This window comes from Pseudomonas sp. IPO3774 (assembly GCF_013386835.1).
Lineage (GTDB): Bacteria > Pseudomonadota > Gammaproteobacteria > Pseudomonadales > Pseudomonadaceae > Aquipseudomonas.
In genome coordinates this window covers 176754-192673 of the sequence record NZ_JACAQY010000013.1, presented here as the reverse complement: position 1 = coordinate 192673, position 15920 = coordinate 176754, and the positions used below count along the sequence as shown (strand labels likewise).

Below are 15920 nucleotides of genomic sequence, written 5' to 3'. Positions count from 1 at the left end.
GGGCGGCCGTGTGGGAGTTTACAGCCAGTAGCGTAGGAGGTTTAGAGGGAATTTGTTTTTGACGCCGGAATTTTATCCCGGGCGCGGGAATGCCCGCGGAATCCGTGAAGAGAGGATCCCGTGGGCGATACGAGGTGTCAGGCGGCTTCTTTGGCGGTCGTCAGAATAGTCAGCAGGCTTTGTGCGTGTTCGGCAGCGTCCCGGCCGAGGCTGGTGAGGTAACCACCGTCTGGCTGGTCGATCAGGTCTTTATCAAACAGGCGCCGGGCGGCGGCAATGGCAGTGGGAGCGGCAGTCTGATGAACTTTCAGACCTTCCTGGGAGCTGCCCAGGTTGAAGAGTGCAAGGATTTCCAGTTCGGCAACCAACTCAGGGGTATACGACATAAGGACTCCAGACTTTCTAGGAATTTTTAGACGTTAGCAGCCATAAGGTGAACGCACTTGGGCGAGCTGTCCAGTCGGAACTCATGCGGTGTTGATGTGGGGCAGGATTGTGGCCAGCAAGAGTTTGCTGGCCAGCGCGGTGTGAGGCTTATTGCTTCTCGGGTGGCAGCTCCGGCAGCGCACGCAACGCAGTTTCATACCATTCGGTATTGAAGGCGCGATCTTCTTCGAGCAGCGCGTCAATTTCGATGGCGAGGACGTGGGCCATCATTTGCAGGATGTCTTCGCGCTCGTAGCCCACCAGGGTCAGCTTGTTGAACGTGGCCTTGGCGGCGGGCGGGTTGTCGCTTTCGATCTGGTTTTCGATCGCTTCAATCAAGGTGGTCTCGGCGAACTCTTCTTCGTCGTTGTCGATATCGGTTGGCTCGCTCATGGCAGGCTCCTGGAGGAAAGGGCGCCAGTCTACCCCCATTCACTCGGCTGATGCTGCTGGCCAGGCGCGGCCTCCCGATCTATAACCACTGCTGCCAACCCCGTACACGGCCTGGAGGCTTTGTGATGCTCAAGCTTTATGGATTTTCGGTCAGCAACTACTACAACATGGTCAAACTGGCGCTGCTGGAGAAAGGGCTGCCCTTCGAAGAGGTGCCGTTCTACGCAGGCCAGACCCCTGAAGCCTTGGCCGTGAGCCCCCGGGGCAAGGTGCCGGTGCTGGGTGTCGAGCAAGGGTTTATCAACGAAACCAGCGTGATCCTCGAATACCTCGAACAGACCCAGGGCGGGCGATCGCTGCTGCCGAGCGAGCCGTTCCAGCGCGCCCAAGTGCTGGCGTTGTGCAGGGAAATCGAGCTGTACATCGAGTTGCCGGCCCGGGCGTGTTTTGCCGAGGCGTTTTTCGGAATGCCGGTGCCGGAGGCGATCAAGGAAAAGTCCAGGGCGGAGTTATTGCTGGGGATCGCATCGCTGGGGCGGCACGGGAAGTTTGCGCCGTATGTGGCGGGGGACAGTTTCACGATTGCGGATTTGTATTTTGTGTACAGCGTGGACCTGGCCTGTGCCGTGGCCGGGAAGCTGTTCGGGCTGGATCTGTTGGCTGAGTTGCCGAAGGCCAAGCCGTTGCTGGAGCGCTTGCAGGCGCTGCCGAATGCCCAGCGGGTGGCGGCGGACAAGGAAGCGGCGATGCCGGCGTTTATGGCGATGATTGCTGCCAAGAAATAGATCTTGGGTGTTTGTGATGAGGCTTTCGCGAGCAAGCCCGCTCCCACATTTGACCGAGTTCCACCTTTGGAATGCAGTCGAATGTGGGAGCGGGCTTGCTCGCGAAGCTTTTAGCGGCTGGCGAGCAATGCCTGGCCGCGAACCACGGCAGCCTTCACCTGCGCCGGCGCAGTCCCGCCGATATGGTTACGGGCATTCACCGAGCCTTCCAGGGTCAGCACCGCAAACACGTCCTGCTCGATCTGGTCGCTGAACTGGCGCAGTTCTTCCAGGCTCATTTCCGCCAGGTCCTTGCCGGTGTCCACGCCGTACTTCACGGCATGCCCGACGATCTCGTGGCAGTCGCGGAACGGCAGGCCACGGCGTACCAGGTAGTCCGCCAGGTCGGTGGCGGTGGAGAAACCGCGCAGGGCCGCTTCACGCATGATGGCGTGCTTGGGCTTGATCGCCGGGATCATGTCGGCAAAGGCTCGCAGCGAGTCGCGCAGGGTATCGGCGGCGTCGAACAGCGGTTCCTTGTCTTCCTGGTTGTCCTTGTTGTAGGCCAGCGGCTGGCCTTTCATCAGGGTCAACAGGCCCATCAGCGCACCGAATACACGGCCGCTCTTGCCGCGTACCAGCTCCGGCACGTCGGGGTTTTTCTTTTGCGGCATGATCGAGCTGCCGGTGCAGAAGCGGTCCGGCAGGTCAATGAACTGGAATTGCGCGCTGGTCCACAGCACCAGCTCTTCGGAGAAGCGCGACAAGTGCATCATCGCAATGCTGGCCGCGGCGCAGAATTCGATGGCGAAGTCACGGTCCGACACGCCGTCCAGGGAGTTGCCGCCCACGGCGTCGAAACCCAGCAGCTGCGCGGTGTATTCGCGGTCGATCGGGTAGGTGGTGCCAGCCAGTGCAGCGCTGCCCAGAGGCATGCGGTTGGCGCGCTTGCGGCAGTCCACCAGGCGCTCGTAGTCGCGGCTGAGCATTTCGAACCAGGCCAGCAGGTGGTGGCCGAAGGTCACAGGCTGTGCGGTCTGCAGGTGGGTGAAGCCGGGCATGATGGTGCCGGATTCACGCTCTGCCTGCTCCAGCAGGCCTTTTTGCAGGCGGGTGATTTCTGCCAGGATCAGGTCGATCTCGTCCCGCAGCCACAGGCGGATATCGGTAGCCACCTGGTCGTTACGGCTGCGACCGGTGTGCAGTTTCTTGCCGGTCACACCGATGCGGTCGGTGAGGCGGGCCTCGATGTTCATGTGCACGTCTTCCAGGTCGACGCGCCAGTCGAAGGTGCCGGCTTCGATCTCGCCACGGATGGTGGTCAGGCCGTCGATGATGCTGTCGCGCTCGGCGTCGGTCAGCACGCCGACCTTGGCCAGCATCGTGGCGTGGGCGATCGAGCCCATGATGTCGTGGCGGTAGAGGCGCTGGTCGAAAGTGACGGAGGCGGTGAAGCGCGCGACGAAGGCGTCGACGGGTTCACTGAAGCGGCCGCCCCAGGACTGGTTGGTCTTGTCGGTGCTCATGGATTCGCTCGTGATCTGCTGGAAAGAGGGCATGAAAGTGTGGCGCCGATAATAACAGGGTTGCCCCCGGAGGCGACGATGCCGGGGCGGGGCATTTTTATTTGTTTCCAAGATGGCTAAGTGCCTTGCCCCCGGACTCGCGCAGGACGAGACTGGAGCCAGGACCGATCGGGGGGGGAAACTTGCGGTCCTTGGTCAAACAAAGCGTGTTTATTGAAACGATATTTGACGATTGAGCAATATCGTCTTCGCCAGCGTCTACAGTTGCACTGATAGAGCTTCGCGCTGACAGAAGGTGCACTGCACCAATGCCGGGCGATGAGGTCGAACTCCAGGCTATCCATTAGAGAGGGGGTGTTCGTATTGTGTATCAGCAAACCCTACGACGATGCCCGAAGGCAGCAGGCTTTGGGCGCGATTGAACAGGTCCGGGTAAATATTGGTGCCACTCTCGGGGCACTTTTTGCCGCTCGCGCTAGTCTTAGCGTGGATCGCCGTGACGGAAGTCACCGCACCTGTCTACGCTATCCTTGTGCGAGACTCACGCAGGAATCCAGCGCAATATGAATGTCCTGATCGTTGATGACGAACCCCAAGCCCGCGAGCGACTGAGCCGTTTGGTCAGTGAACTCGAGGGTTACAATGTCCTTGAGCCGAGCGCCACCAGTGGCGAGGAAGCCTTGGCCCTTATTGACAGCCTCAAGCCGGACGTCGTGTTGCTCGACATCCGCATGCCGGGCCTTGATGGCTTGCAGGTGGCTGCCCGCCTGAGCGAGCGAGAATCGCCGCCTTCGGTGGTGCTGTGCGCCTCCCAGGATGAGTTCTCTTCCGAGGCCCTGGATGCCAGCGGCGCCAGTTTCCTGGTCAAGCCGATCAATGCCGATGCGTTGCTTCGCGCCTTGAAAAAGGCCGAGCGTCCCAATCGTGTCCAACTGGCAGCCTTGACCCAGCCCGCAGCCCAGGGCGGCAATGGGCCACGCAGCCATATCAGCGCCCGTACCCGCAAGGGCATCGAGTTGATTCCCCTGGACCAGGTGGTCTACTTCATCGCCGATCACAAGTACGTGACCTTGCGTCACGAGGCTGGTGAAGTGCTGCTCGATGAGCCACTCAAGGCGCTGGAAGATGAATTTGGCGACCGCTTTGTGCGCATCCACCGCAATGCGCTGGTGGCCCGCGAGCGAATCGAGCGCCTGCAGCGCACGCCGCTTGGGCACTTTCAGCTGTTCCTGAAGGGCCTCAATGGCGACGCCCTGATCGTCAGCCGGCGCCATGTCGCCGGTGTGCGCAAGATGATGCAGCAGCTTTAGCCCGAGGGCTGACGCGAGCTTCACCGCCCATATCCCGGTGCGACGCGGCCAGGGAGGCCCCGCACTTGCTGATTCAAATCAAAGCGCATTTGCCTGAGCTGTTATTATCTGCCGTATCTATTCAGTACGGATTGATCCATGTCCTCTCGCGAAATCCGCATCGCCACCCGTAAAAGCGCCCTGGCCTTATGGCAGGCCGAGTACGTCAAAGCACGTCTTGAGCAGGCCCATCCCGGCCTGAAGGTGTCCCTGGTGCCCATGGTCAGTCGCGGCGACAAGCTGCTTGATTCGCCACTGTCGAAAATCGGCGGCAAGGGCCTGTTCGTCAAGGAGCTGGAAACCGCGCTGCTGGAGAACGAAGCCGACATCGCCGTGCATTCTATGAAAGATGTGCCCATGGACTTCCCCGAAGGCCTGGGCCTTTTTTGCATCTGCGAGCGCGAAGACCCCCGCGATGCCTTCGTTTCCAATACCTACGCCTCCCTGGATGAGCTGCCGCTGGGCAGCGTCGTCGGCACCTCCAGCCTGCGTCGCCAGGCGCAGTTGCTGACCCGCCGCCCGGACCTGCAAATCCGCTTCCTGCGGGGCAACGTCAATACTCGCCTGGCCAAGCTCGACGCCGGTGAATATGACGCGATCATTCTCGCGGCAGCCGGCTTGATCCGCTTGGGCTTTGAAGACCGCATCACCTCGGCCATCAGCGTCGAAGACAGCTTGCCGGCCGGCGGGCAGGGCGCTGTGGGCATTGAATGCCGCACCGCCGACAGCGAAATTCATGCGCTGCTCAAGCCGCTGGATCACCAGGACACCGAAATTCGCGTCACCGCCGAACGTGCCCTGAACAAGCACCTCAACGGTGGCTGCCAGGTGCCGATCGCCTGTTACGCCGTGCTTGAGGGCGAGAACCTCTGGCTGCGTGGCCTGGTGGGCGACCCGAGTGGTGGGTTGTTGCTCACCGCAGAGATTCGCGGGCCGCAAAGCGAGGCCACCAGCCTGGGTATAAAGGTCGCCGAGGAACTGCTGGAAAAAGGCGCCGGTGCCATTCTGCAAGCGGTGTACGGCGAGGCCGGGCCGCAGTGATGCAATGGCGTGTGCTGCTGACGCGGCCTGCCGAGGAGTCGGCGGCCCTGGCGGCGACGTTATCCGAAGAAGGTGTTTTCAGCAGCAGCCTGCCGTTGCTGGAGATTGAAGCGCTGCCTGTCACGCCTGAACAACAGACTGTTTTTCGCGAGCTGGACCGCTATTGCGCGGTGATCGTGGTGAGCAAGCCGGCCGCGCGCCTGGGCTTGCAGTTGTTGGCTCAACACTGGCCGCAACCGCCGGCGTTACCGTGGTTCAGTGTCGGCGCTGCTACGGCGCAGGTGTTGGCCGAGCATGGCCTTTATGTCAGTTATCCCCACGACGGCGACGACAGTGAAGCCTTGCTTGAACTGGTCGCCTTGCGCGAGGCTATCTCGAAGCCCGGCGCCCGGGTGCTGATCCTGCGGGGCGAGGGCGGGCGAGAGCTGCTGGCTGAGCGTTTACGCGAGCAAGGTGCTAGTGTCGACTATCTGGAGTTGTATCGCCGTTTCCTGCCGGACTACGACCGTGCAACGCTGACCCAGCGCATAAACGTGGAACGCTTGAACGGCGTGGTGGTCAGCAGTGGGCAGGGTTTTTTACACCTGCAAGCGCTGGCCGGTACAGATTGGCCCCAGGTGGCACAGCTGCCGTTGTTCGTGCCCAGCCCGCGAGTCGCCGAGATGGCGCGTGCCGCTGGCGCGAAAGAAGTTGTGGATTGTCGTGGCGCCAGTGCCGCGGCTTTGTTAGTGGCGTTACGGAGTGTTTCCGTTCCCACTCTCTAATACGCAAAGGATGGATACGTGAGCGAAACAGCCTTGCCTAAAGATGAAGCTCAGCCCGCGCTTGATGCGCCTGTTGAGACACCGGTCACCACCGCCCCGCGCCGTGGCAACGGCCTGGCCATCGTGGCCTTGTTGCTCGGCGCCGCCGGCGTTGCCGCCGGTGGCTGGGGGATCTGGCAGGTCCGCGCACTGCAGGCGAGCAGCCAGCAACAGCTGGGCCAAGTGCAAACCCTGGACGACCAATCCCAGAGCCTCAAGCAGAGCCAGCAGCAGCTGTCGGCCCGTCTGGGGCAACTGCCCGGCGCCGATGAGCTGGAAGACCGTCGCCGGCTGGTGGCGCAATTGCAGGGTGATCAACAACGCCTGAGCCAGCGCCTGGAAACGGTGCTGGGGGCCAGCCGCCAGGACTGGCGCCTGGCCGAGGCCGAGCACTTGATCCGCCTGGCCAGCCTGCGTCTTTCCGCCTTGCAGGACATCAACAGTGCCCAGGCACTGGTCCAGGGCGCTGACGAAATCCTCCGCGAACAAAGTGACCCTGGCTCCTACGCCGCCCGTGAGCAGTTGGCCAAGAGCCTCGCCGCGTTGCGCAATATCGAACAGCCCGACCGTACCGGGCTGTACCTGCAACTGGCGGCATTGCGCGATCAGGTTGTGCAGTTGGCGGCCATCGCGCCGGAATACCAACTCCCTGAAGCGGCCAATGATGGGCGTCCGACCACCGACACGGACAGCCGTTGGAGTCAGTGGTGGGCGCAGATCTCGCGGTATTTCCGCATCGACTTCAATCCTGATGACAACATTCGCCCGCTCCTGGCAGGGCAAGGCCTGAACCAGGTGCGCCTGGCCCTGAGCCTTGCACTTGAGCAGGCGCAATGGGCGGCGCTCAACGGCGAGCCGGCGGTGTACAGCCGATCCCTGGGCGAGGCTCGCAGCGTGTTGCAGGACAACTTCAATCAAGACAACCCGCAAAGCAAAGCCATGCTGGCCCGTATTGCCGAGCTTGAGCCCAAGGCCGTCTCAGTGGTCACGCCGGACCTGGCCGCTAGCCTGGCTGCCGTGCAGGCTTACCTTGACCGTCGCCACCTGTCTGCCGAGGAAGCCAAGGCTTCCGCTGGCAAGCCGGCGACCCAGGAGTAAAGCCGATGAAGCGCTTCTATGTGATCCTGGTGCTGGCGATTGCGATCGGCCTGGCACTGGCCGTGGGCATTTCGAAACATACCGGCTACGTGCTGATTACCTATCCCCATGTGCTGCATTACGAGTCGGGGCTGTGGTCGACGCTGGTGGCGTTGTTTGCCATCGGCCTGGTGATCTATTTGGCCAGGGTGCTGCTGGGCCTGGTGCTGACCTCGGGTGGCGTGGTCAATCCGTGGTCGCGGCGCAACCGCAGCCGTCGGGTCCAGGTTGCCATTGAGCAGGGCCAGATGGACCTCGCCGAAGGGCGCTGGGCCAGTGCCGAGCGTCACTTGCACCGTGCGGCCGAAGCCGAACGCCAGCCATTGCTCTACTACCTCGGCGCCGCCCGTGCGGCCAACGAACAGGGCCGTTATGAGGAAGCGGATGGCCTGCTGGAACGCGCGCTTGAGCGCCAGCCCCAGGCCGAACTGGCGGTAGCCTTGAGCCATGCGCAGTTGCAGATGGACCGCGGTGACACCGATGGCGCCCTGGTCACCCTGCAGGCCATGCATGAGCGTCATCCGCATAACGTCCAGGTATTGCGCCAACTGCAGCGGCTGTATCAACAGCGTGGCGACTGGTCTTCGGTAATCCGGCTATTGCCGGAGTTGCGCAAGGACAAGGTGTTGCCGCCTGCCGAGTTGGCCGACCTGGAGCGACGTGCCTGGGGCGAGAACCTGACCCTGGCTGCCCAGCGCGAAGAGCAGGGCGAGGCCGGGCAGCAATCCCTGGAGCTGGCCTGGCAACAACTGACTTCGGCCCAGCGCCAGGAGCCGCAACTGGTGCTGGCGTACGCCGAACAACTGCGCCAGTTGGGCGCGGACGCCAAGGCCGAAGAAGTGCTGCGCGGTGCCCTCAAGCGCGAGTACGACAGTCATCTGATCCGGCTCTACGGGCTGCTGCGTGGCAGCGATCCGGCGAAACAGTTGAAGTTCGCCGAAGGCTGGCTCAAGGACCATCCAGGCGATGCCAGCCTGCTGCTGACCCTGGGGCGCCTGTGCCTGCAAAACAGCTTGTGGGGCAAGGCGCGGGATTACCTTGAAAGCAGCCTTCAGGTGCAGCGCAACCCTGAGGCCTGCGCCGAGCTGGCACGCCTGCTGGCGCAGTTGGGCGACACTGAGCGCAGCAACCAGTTGTTCCAGGAAGGCCTGGGCTTGCTGGACAAGCGTTTGCTGGCGTCACCGCTGCCGGTGCCGGCACGGGTTTGAAGTAGGAAACAGAGTAAGGGTTGCCTCAGAATTGTCTGGTGGCCAACCCTTCAATAACGCCCAATAGCTGTAGTCAATACGGCTTGTAGTAAACTCCTACGTAGACGCGCGTTTAATCGCTCGCCTTCTGACGGGATATCCCTACGCTCTCGCGGAATCGTCTGCTCTGGCGCGTATTGAAAGGGGTAAGGTCTTTCCTCTACCGTAACTACCTATCTCTTGCGTTGCGGATAAACAATGTCTTTGGCCCCCTCACGCTCCCTGTTCCTCCTGGCGTTCCTGGCTGGTGCGCTGACGCTGGGCGCGTCCTTTTACCTGGAATACGCCGCGCTTTTGCGGCCTTGTTTCCTGTGCCAGGTGCAACGAATTCTTGTGGCTGCCTTCACGCTGATCAATCTCGTGGCAGCGATTCATGGGCCGAAGCGGTCCGGGATCTACCTGTATTGGGCGGCGAGCATGGGGTGTGCAGTGCTGGGCGCCATTACCGCCGTACGCCAGGTGCTGCTGCAAAATACGCCGCCGGAACAGTTGCCTGCCTGTTGGCCCGGCCTTCAATCCATGATCGAGAACCTGTCGCTGAGAGAGACGTTGGCCTTGATCTTCAAGGGCACCGTCGACTGCGTGGAAATCAACTGGACGCTGTTCGACTTGAGTATTCCCGAGTGGAGCCTGCTGTTCTTCGTGGCGATGCTGATCCTTGGCATCGCGCAGTTCTCGCGGTTGCTGCTGAGCCAGCGTTTTGGCCTTGCACGGCACTGACAGGTAACCGCAGGTTGTAGGAAGGGATTAAACACTTGTATGAACTTTCTCTCCTGCGTACCTTGATGACATAGTCGTGCGGGCATAATCTGGCCCGCACGCGTTATTGAAACAGACTGTTCGATGCACCTTTGCCCGGTTGCCGCTTTAACCTTGAAGTGTTGCGCGGGCAGCGTGCGGCGCCCCTATAGGGAAGAGAGATCATCATGCTGGAACGTTGTCAGAATGCTCAGGAACGCTGGGGTGGGGTGCACAAGCTGATCGATGGTTGGTTGAAAGCGCGTCACGAACTGGTTCGGGCCTTTGATGCTCTCGGTGCCAAGCCCGAAGCGCTCAGCGAGAACCGCAAGCCATTGCAGGAATTCTGCGGCGTATTGGTGGACTACGTATCGGCGGGGCACTTCGGTATCTACGAGCAGTTGACCAGAGAGGCCGAGGCTTTCGACGATCAACGTGGCCTCGATTTGGCGGAGACGATTTACCCGCGCATCGATGTCATCACCGAGAAGCTGCTGGCGTTCAACGACCTGTGTGATGCCGGCCAGTGCGTTGCAGAAAAATTCAAAGAGCTGGGTGGTTTGCTTCACGAGCGTTTCGAGCTGGAAGATTGCCTGATCGAAGTGCTGCACAACGCTCACAAGGAAGAGTTGACGGCTAAGGCCTGACTCCCCCCGACACAAGAAAACGGTGCGCATTGCGCACCGTTTTTCGTTTGGGCTCAGGCGCCCGCCTTGAGCAATTCGATCTCGAATACCAGCGGCGTATAAGGCGGGATCAGTTCGCCTGCGCCATCAGCGCCATAGGCTTGGTCGGATGGAATCACCAGGCGCCACTTCGCGCCCACCGGCATCTGTTGCAACGCACTGCGCCAGCCATTGATCACACTGTCCAGGCGAAACCACTGAGGTTGTGTGCTCTTGTCGAAGACGGTCCCGTCGGGTAACCGCCCAACATAATTCACTTGCACGCGATCATCGGCCGCCGGTTTCTTCCCGCTGCCAGGGGTCAGTTCGGTCAGCAGGATGCCGTCTGCCAATTCACGCACACCACTTTTGGATTTCTCACTGGCTAAAAATTGTTGCTCGGCAGCGAGTGCCTTTTCACTTTGTGGTGCTCGATTGTCCGGCGCGTTTTGTGCTTCGTGCTGGGCAAGGATCTGTTCGATGCGTGTGTCGTCCAGGGCCAGTGGCTTACCTTGATAGGCCTGTTTGAGTCCGTCGATCAGCGCCTCTACCTGCAACCCAGGCATCTCCTGGCGCAGGCGCTCACCCAGGCTCGCGCCCAGGCTGTAGGCCAGGTCGTGGTCATCTTTGGAGGGGGATTTCTCGCTTGCGTTGGCCACGCAAAGCACCACGCTCAACACTAAAAAAAGGTAACGCGACATGGGCGTTCTCCAGCCGAAAGTGCGATGGATTATGCCAGTGTGAATGCTTAAAAAGTGGCGTGGATTTTCGTTATATCAATAAGAATTTTCGTGCGGTGCAACGCAAGCCAATCGATACTGTCAACATGCCCTAGCGGCGGTAAGAGCAGAGGGCTAGTATGAGCCGCACCCACGTCAGCCAGGAGGTAAACCATGTCGGCCAAACAGAAGCCTGTAAATACCCCGTTGCATTTGCTCCAACAACTTTCGGGCAGCCTGCTCGAACATTTGGAAAGCGCCTGTTCACAAGCCTTGGCTGATGCTGAGAAGTTGCTCGCCAAGCTTGAAAAACAACGCGGCAAAGCTCAGGAAAAACTGCACAAATCCCGCACCAAACTGCAAGGCGCAGCGACCGCTGGCAAAGCCAAGGCACAAGCCAAGGCCAAGGACGCCGTCAAAGAACTTGAGGACTTGCTCGACGCCCTCAAGGATCGTCAATCCGAAACCCGCACCTACATTTCCCAACTCAAGCGTGATGCTTCCGAGAGCCTGAAATTGGCCCAGGGTGTTGGTCGTGTGAAGGAAGCTGTAGGCAAAGTGCTGAGCACCCGTGCTCCGGCTAAGGCCGTTGCAGCCAGCGCAGCGAAGAAGCCAGCCAGCAAAGCAGTCGCCGCCAAGGCACCTGCGAAAGCTGCGGCCAAGCCTGCGGCAAAAGCACCGGCTAAATCGGCTGCCAAACCAGCGGCTAAAACTGCTGCTGCAAAACCAGCTGCCAAGCCAGCTGCTAAAACCGCTGCTGCAAAACCAGCTGCCAAACCAGCCGCTAAAACCGCTGCTGCAAAACCAGCTGCCAAGCCAGCCGCTAAAACTGCTGCTGCGAAACCAGCCGCGAAGCCAGCTGCTAAAACCGCTGCTGCGAAACCAGCCGCGAAGCCAGCTGCTAAAACTGCTGCTGCGAAACCAGCTGCGAAGCCAGCCGCTAAACCTGCTGCTGCAAAACCTGCCGCGAAGCCAGCCGCTAAACCTGCTGCTGCAAAACCAGCCGCGAAGCCGGCCGCTAAGCCTGCTGCTGCGAAACCAGCTGCCAAGCCGGCCGCCAAACCTGCTGCTGCCAAACCAGCTGCCAAACCAGCCGCTAAACCTGCCGCCGCCAAGCCAGCACCAGCCAAACCAGCTACTCCAGCTGCAAAGCCTGCGACCCCGGCTGCACCTGCTGCCAGTACCACAGCGCCAACCGCACCGGCCAGCAGCACGCCTGCACCGGCAGCGCCAAGCGTCACCCCAACCAGCGCTTCCTAAGTGCCGGTAACCGCGGCGCGCAGCTGATGCAGCGCGTCGTGGTCAAGGTTGGCGGCTTCGGCCGCCAGTCCTTCAACCCATGCTTGATGATTCACCTCGGCCATCGGCCAACGCTGCGCCACACCTTCCAGGCGTGATAGCAGCAGCCTTTCTGCATCCAATTCCAAAGCCTTGACCCGCTCCCGTAACGCTCCCAGCTCAGCATCCTGCTGCGCCATGGCCCGCCATCGCGTGCGTACTTGCCGCAGCGGTTCAACCACCTCCGCCTGCCACGGCCCGGCGATCTGCCGCAGTGCCTGCAAGCGCGACGTTTCCGGCGCCACACCCCGCTGCTCCAGCCACAACCCGCACAACACCAGGCACACATCAGCCCCTTGCGCCTGCAAGCGCAGGCACGCGTCCTCGACGCCCGGGCGGGCGTAAGTCGAGAGGGCAAAGCTCCACAGGTCAGCGCACATATTCACACCCAAGCCAGCGGCCAACGAAGCTGGTAGACTCCGCCGCCATTATGATCCGACTTCAAAGCCTAACATTACAGCGTGGCCCGCAACGTCTTCTCGAAGACGCCGAGCTGACTCTGCACGCCGGTCACAAAGCCGGCCTGATCGGTGCCAACGGCGCCGGCAAATCCACGTTGTTCGCCTTGCTGCTGGGTGAGCTGACTCCCGACTCCGGGGATTGTCTGCTGCCGGCCGACTGGCGCATCGCCCATATGCGCCAGGAGATCGACACCCTCGACCGCATTGCGATCGACTACGTGCTCGATGGCGACCTGCGCCTGCGCCAGGTGCAACACGACCTCGCCGAGGCCGAGAAAGCCCAGGACGGCGCCGCACAGGCCCGCCTGCACTCGGAACTGGACAGCGCCGACGGCTACACCGCCGACGCGCGTGCGCGCAAGATGCTTGCCGGCCTTGGCTTTACCAACGAACAGATGGACCGCCCGGTCGCCGACTTCTCCGGTGGCTGGCGCATGCGCCTGAACCTGGCCCAGGCGCTGATGTGCCCCTCGGACCTGTTGCTGCTCGATGAACCGACCAACCACCTGGACCTCGATGCGATCCTGTGGCTGGAAGACTTCCTGAAAAGCTACCCGGGCACCTTGCTGCTGATTTCCCACGACCGGGATTTCCTCGACGCCGTGGTGGACAACATTGCCCACGTCGACCAGAAGAAAATCACCCTGTACCGCGGCGGCTACAGCGCCTTCGAACGCGCCCGTGCCGAACGCCTGGCCCAGCAACAGCAGGCCTACGAGAAGCAGCAGGCGCAGCGCGCGCACATGGAAAGCTACATCGCCCGGTTCAAGGCCCAGGCCACCAAGGCCCGTCAGGCCCAGAGCCGGATCAAGGCCCTGGAGCGCATGGAAGAACTGTCGGCGGCCCACGTCGATTCACCGTTCGACTTTGTGTTCCGCGAGTCGGTGAAAATCTCCAGCCCGTTGCTGGACCTTTCCGATGCCCGCCTGGGCTATGGCGACAAGACCATCCTCGAGAAGGTCAAGTTGCAGCTCACCCCTGGCGCGCGGATCGGCCTGCTCGGCCCCAACGGCGCGGGCAAGTCGACATTGATCAAAAACCTCTCGGGCGAATTGCAGCCCCTGGCCGGTCGCCTGGTGCGCGGTGAGAACCTGGTGGTGGGCTACTTCGCCCAGCACCAGCTGGACTCCCTCGACGCCAAGGCCAGCCCGCTGCTGCACTTGCAGCGCCTGGCGCCGACCGAACGCGAACAGACCCTGCGGGACTTCCTCGGTGGTTTCGACTTCCGTGGTGCGCGCATTGACGAGCCGGTGCTGAATTTCTCCGGTGGCGAAAAGGCCCGCCTGGCCCTGGCCCTGATCGCCTGGGACCGGCCAAACCTGTTGCTGCTCGACGAACCGACCAACCACCTCGACCTGGAAATGCGCCTGGCGTTGACCATGGCCCTGCAGGAATTCAGCGGCGCGGTACTGGTGGTGTCTCACGATCGCCACCTGCTCAAGAGCACCACGGATAACTTCCTGCTGGTGGCTGACGGCAAGGTCGAGGAATTCGACGGCGACCTGGAAGACTATGCCCGTTGGCTGTCGGACTACCGCCTGCGCAACGCGCCGGTCAGCAACACGCCGGTCAACCCGGACAAGACCGACAAGAAGGCCCAGCGCCAGGCCGCGGCTGCATTGCGTCAGCAACTGGCCCCGCACAAGCGTGAAGCGGACAAGCTGGAAGCCGAATTGGGCAAGATCCACGAGAAGCTGGCGAAGATCGAAACCAGCCTGGGTGACAGCGCCGTCTACGAGCCGGCCCGCAAGGATGAATTGCGCGACCTGCTGGCCGAACAGGCCAAGCTCAAGGTACGTGAAGCGCAGTTGGAGGAGACCTGGATGGAAGCCCTCGAACTGCTGGAATCCTTGCAAGCGGAGCTGGAGGCGCTGTCCTGATGGAAGCGCTGCAACTGCCGCTGCCGGCCCAATGGATCGCGCCGATCTGGGTGGCCGTACAGATTCTGCTTATCTTGCTGGCCGGCTATCTCGCCCAGCGCTTCGTCGCCAAATGCCTGAACCGCCTGGGGGAACGTTATCCGTTCCCGCCGCAGTTGCTGATGCCGCTGCGCGGCGGCCTGCGCTGGCTGATCATGGGCAGCGCGCTGATCTTCGTGCTGGAGCGCCTGGGCGTCTCTGCCACGGTGTTGTGGACAGCGTTGTCGGGTTTTGTGGCGGTGGCAGCGGTGGCGTTCTTCGCCATGTGGTCGGTGTTGTCCAACCTGCTGTGCGCCATCCTGATCTTCACCGTCGGGCCGTTCCGCCTGGGTGATGTGGTCGAGTTGGTGGACACCGTCGACAAGCCCGGCGTCAAAGGCCGGGTGGTGGCGATCAACCTGCTCTACACCACGCTGATCGAAGTGGAAGAGGCCGGTACCGGCAGTGTCATGGTGCAAGTGCCCAACAGCCTGTTCTTCCAGCGCTCGGTGCGCCGTTGGCGCGGCAGCGACGTGCTGCCTTAACCTGTGGCGAGGGAGCTTGCTCCCGCTGGGCTGCGTAGCAGCCCCAAAAAAAGCCGGGACCGCTACGCACTCCAGCGGGAGCAAGCTCCCTCGCCACAGCAAGCCCCCTCGCCACAAAGGCGCACCCCAAAATTTTTCTAGCCATTTCTCAGCCGGCAGCGTTAGTTTAGAAACATTCAGCAAACTAAGCTCTGAGGTGTGTAATGGCGCTCGACACATGGCTGGCCTTTTTCCTGGCCAGTTGGATCATCAGTCTTTCCCCTGGCGCCGGTGCCATTGCGTCGATGTCCAGCGGCCTGCAATACGGTTTCCTGCGCGGTTACTGGAACGCCCTGGGCCTGCAATTGGGCCTGGCGATGCAGATTGCCGTGGTCGCCGGTGGCCTGGGGGCGATTCTTGCCGCATCCTCCACCGCGTTTTATGCGATCAAATGGTTTGGCGTAGCGTACCTGGTGTACCTGGCCATCAAGCAATGGCGCGCGCTGCCAACCGACCTGAGCGATGACGCGGCGATTCGCCCGATCGGCAAGCCGATGGCGATGATGTTCCGCGGGTTCCTGGTCAACGCCAGCAACCCCAAGGCCCTGGTGTTCATGCTGGCGGTGCTGCCGCAGTTCGTGAACCCGCAGGCGCCGCTGCTGAACCAATACCTGATCCTGGGCGCGACCATGATCTGCGTGGACATGATCGTGATGGCCGGCTACACCGGGCTCGCCTCGAAAGTGTTGCGCCTGTTGCGCACACCGAAGCAGCAGAAGCGCATGAACCGTACGTTTGCCGGGTTGTTTGTTGGTGCGGCGGGCTTTCTCGCAAGTCTGCATCGCGCAACGGCGTAACTGACGAAACCAGATCAAAAAATGTGGGAGCGGG

General features: G+C 61.6%; 17 protein-coding genes. 12 read left to right on the top strand and 5 right to left on the bottom strand.

The window, feature by feature from the left end; genetic code table 11:
* Positions 1-137 precede the first annotated feature (137 nt).
* Together HYE77_RS06885 and HYE77_RS06880 are read right to left on the bottom strand one after the other, a co-directional pair.
* Positions 138-386 carry a TIGR02647 family protein gene (locus HYE77_RS06885; RefSeq protein WP_003208812.1) on the bottom strand — a complete coding sequence of 83 codons (249 nt, stop codon included), beginning with the start codon at positions 384-386 and terminating at the stop codon, positions 138-140.
* A 148-nt stretch (positions 387-534) separates the two neighbouring features.
* The gene (locus HYE77_RS06880; protein WP_003208814.1) at positions 535-819 is read right to left on the bottom strand and encodes a hypothetical protein; all 285 of its coding nucleotides are present in this window, start codon (positions 817-819) and stop codon (positions 535-537) included.
* Between the two features lie 125 nt (positions 820-944).
* Between HYE77_RS06880 and HYE77_RS06875 the strand changes: the two genes are divergently transcribed.
* A complete protein-coding gene (locus HYE77_RS06875) occupies positions 945-1604 on the top strand; it encodes a glutathione S-transferase family protein (RefSeq protein ID WP_177068589.1) in 660 nt (219 codons plus the stop codon).
* Between the two features lie 110 nt (positions 1605-1714).
* On the opposite strand, the gene argH is transcribed toward HYE77_RS06875, so the two are convergent.
* Complete coding sequence (argH, locus tag HYE77_RS06870) at positions 1715-3109, bottom strand: argininosuccinate lyase (protein ID WP_003208818.1); 1395 nt, start codon at positions 3107-3109, stop codon at positions 1715-1717.
* A gap of 563 nt (positions 3110-3672) precedes the next feature.
* On the opposite strand from argH, the gene HYE77_RS06865 reads away from it, so the two are divergent.
* The 7 genes from HYE77_RS06865 to HYE77_RS06840 all read left to right on the top strand — a co-directional run bounded on the left by HYE77_RS06865 (position 3673) and on the right by HYE77_RS06840 (position 10071).
* Positions 3673-4419 (top strand): LytTR family DNA-binding domain-containing protein, encoded by a 747-nt coding sequence (locus HYE77_RS06865; RefSeq protein WP_003208820.1) that lies wholly within the window; start codon positions 3673-3675, stop codon positions 4417-4419.
* A gap of 138 nt (positions 4420-4557) precedes the next feature.
* Positions 4558-5499, top strand: coding sequence for a hydroxymethylbilane synthase (gene hemC, locus HYE77_RS06860; RefSeq protein WP_008439333.1), 942 nt, complete (start codon positions 4558-4560; stop codon positions 5497-5499).
* Positions 5496-6263, top strand: coding sequence for a uroporphyrinogen-III synthase (locus HYE77_RS32550; protein ID WP_371321556.1), 768 nt, complete (start codon positions 5496-5498; stop codon positions 6261-6263). Before hemC ends, HYE77_RS32550 begins: the two co-directional genes overlap by 4 nt.
* Before the next feature lie 18 nt (positions 6264-6281).
* Positions 6282-7400, top strand: a complete 1119-nt coding sequence (locus HYE77_RS32545) for a uroporphyrinogen-III C-methyltransferase (protein ID WP_256662378.1) — start codon at positions 6282-6284, stop codon at positions 7398-7400.
* A 5-nt stretch (positions 7401-7405) separates the two neighbouring features.
* A complete protein-coding gene (locus HYE77_RS06850) occupies positions 7406-8647 on the top strand; it encodes a heme biosynthesis protein HemY (RefSeq protein WP_177028051.1) in 1242 nt (413 codons plus the stop codon).
* A 237-nt stretch (positions 8648-8884) separates the two neighbouring features.
* A complete protein-coding gene (locus HYE77_RS06845) occupies positions 8885-9406 on the top strand; it encodes a disulfide bond formation protein B (protein ID WP_003208831.1) in 522 nt (173 codons plus the stop codon).
* A gap of 206 nt (positions 9407-9612) precedes the next feature.
* Entirely contained in the window at positions 9613-10071 is a 459-nt protein-coding gene (locus tag HYE77_RS06840; protein ID WP_003208832.1) for an Rsd/AlgQ family anti-sigma factor, read from the top strand.
* A gap of 53 nt (positions 10072-10124) precedes the next feature.
* Here HYE77_RS06840 and HYE77_RS06835 read toward each other — a convergent pair whose 3' ends face one another.
* On the bottom strand, positions 10125-10790 hold the full coding sequence (locus HYE77_RS06835; protein WP_003208833.1) for an FKBP-type peptidyl-prolyl cis-trans isomerase: 666 nt from the start codon (positions 10788-10790) through the stop codon (positions 10125-10127).
* Between the two features lie 192 nt (positions 10791-10982).
* Between HYE77_RS06835 and HYE77_RS06830 the strand changes: the two genes are divergently transcribed.
* Positions 10983-12068, top strand: coding sequence for an AlgP family protein (locus HYE77_RS06830; protein ID WP_177068588.1), 1086 nt, complete (start codon positions 10983-10985; stop codon positions 12066-12068).
* On the opposite strand, the gene HYE77_RS06825 is transcribed toward HYE77_RS06830, so the two are convergent.
* Positions 12065-12526, bottom strand: a complete 462-nt coding sequence (locus HYE77_RS06825) for a TIGR02444 family protein (RefSeq protein ID WP_008439308.1) — start codon at positions 12524-12526, stop codon at positions 12065-12067. The genes HYE77_RS06830 and HYE77_RS06825 overlap by 4 nt on opposite strands.
* Positions 12527-12576: 50 nt before the next feature.
* Here HYE77_RS06825 and HYE77_RS06820 point away from each other — a divergent pair, with 50 nt between their 5' ends.
* From HYE77_RS06820 to HYE77_RS06810, 3 genes are all read left to right on the top strand, one after another.
* Positions 12577-14487, top strand: coding sequence for an ATP-binding cassette domain-containing protein (locus HYE77_RS06820; RefSeq protein ID WP_003208841.1), 1911 nt, complete (start codon positions 12577-12579; stop codon positions 14485-14487).
* The gene (locus HYE77_RS06815) at positions 14487-15050 is read left to right on the top strand and encodes a mechanosensitive ion channel family protein (protein ID WP_008439307.1); all 564 of its coding nucleotides are present in this window, start codon (positions 14487-14489) and stop codon (positions 15048-15050) included. The genes HYE77_RS06820 and HYE77_RS06815 overlap by 1 nt, the downstream gene beginning before the upstream one ends.
* 203 nt (positions 15051-15253) lie before the next feature.
* Complete coding sequence (locus tag HYE77_RS06810; RefSeq protein WP_003208844.1) at positions 15254-15886, top strand: LysE family transporter; 633 nt, start codon at positions 15254-15256, stop codon at positions 15884-15886.
* Positions 15887-15920 lie beyond the last annotated feature (34 nt).